1 protein-coding gene and 2 pseudogenes are annotated in these 1,124 nt (G+C 60.3%); 1 reads left to right on the forward strand and 2 read right to left on the reverse strand.

Going from position 1 to position 1,124, the window contains the following annotated elements; genetic code table 11:
• Positions 1 to 39 precede the first annotated feature (39 nt).
• Positions 40 to 282 (reverse strand): annotated as a pseudogene (locus tag EN750_RS35525) (VOC family protein); the annotation flags it as partial.
• Between the two features lie 207 nt (positions 283 to 489).
• Here EN750_RS35525 and EN750_RS35530 point away from each other — a divergent pair.
• Complete coding sequence (locus tag EN750_RS35530; protein ID WP_127268969.1) at positions 490 to 795, forward strand: ribbon-helix-helix domain-containing protein; 306 nt, start codon at positions 490 to 492, stop codon at positions 793 to 795.
• Here EN750_RS35530 and EN750_RS35535 read toward each other — a convergent pair.
• A pseudogene (locus tag EN750_RS35535) lies at positions 792 to 1,124 on the reverse strand (purine-nucleoside phosphorylase); the annotation flags it as partial. The gene EN750_RS35530 and the pseudogene EN750_RS35535 sit on opposite strands and share 4 nt — an antisense overlap.

Here is a 1,124-nt window from a genome sequence, read left to right on the forward strand (position 1 = left end):
GATCGTCTCGGCGCGCTAGGGCTCAACCCGAAGAAAATCGTCGAGTTCGACGACCGAGACCGCCAGATGGCCGTAGCCGTCGCCGAGCCCGTAAGGCTCCTGCCGATCCTTGTTCACGGTCAGTTCGAGCTCGAACCCTGCCTCGGCATTGCTGAGGTAAATGAGCGTGAATGTCTCGAAATCCAGCCTGTCGGCGACATCGAGCCCGAAGGCGTTTCTGTAGAAATCGAGCGATCGGGCTTCGTCGAGAACCCGGATCATACTGTGGATCGCCTTGGCCAAATCAGTCTCCGTTCTGGTGTGGAGGCGATTATGCGCGGCACGGGAAAAAGGTGGTGGCAGCCGGTTACCACGCCCGCAGCCGCGAACGGGACGAAAGTCCGATTGCCGGACCGGCAATTTTGCCCGAGAATGCATGTGGGGACAGGTCAAGCAGTATCAAACTGCACGCCCGTCCACCCAAGACCAACAATCTGGGAGGTTTGTCGGATGTGCAGGGTGTTTGCGGGCCAGGATCCCGAAGGCTATCGCCAGATCAACCGGTCGATTCGCATCGACGGCCACTCGACCAGCATCCAGCTCGAAGCGACATTCTGGGCTTTGCTGGACGAAATCGCCGAAAACCAGGATTTGACGACGCCAAAATTCATTTCGAAGCTTTATGACGAAGCCATCGAGATCAACGGCGCCATCCCGAACTTTGCGTCGATGCTGCGCACCACCTGCGCGCTCTATCTGCGGGGCCATCGGCCGGGAATGGATGAGCAGATGGTGCCGAAGCGGGAGGCTGCTTAGCCCGCTTCCACAGCGACAGCGAGCGCCAGACGGCTCATGTCGGTGAAAAGCGCCTGGCGCTCGGAATAGTCGGTCTGTTCGCCGGTCTCGATGTTGTCGACCACGACACACATCGACAGCGCACGCGCTCCGAAATGCTCCGATATGCGATAGAGCGCGCTGGTTTCCATATCCACGGCCAGGGCTCCTTCCGCTTGCGCAACGGCAAAACGGGCGCGCCCTTCCGGGTGATAGAAGATGTCGCTGCACACCGTCAGGCCGGCATGATGGTCGATGCCGAATTCTACCGCCTTGGCCAGCGACGATGCGAGGAGCGCCGGGTCGGGGCC

This window comes from Mesorhizobium sp. M7A.F.Ca.ET.027.03.2.1, assembly GCF_003999175.1.
GTDB lineage: Bacteria > Pseudomonadota > Alphaproteobacteria > Rhizobiales > Rhizobiaceae > Mesorhizobium.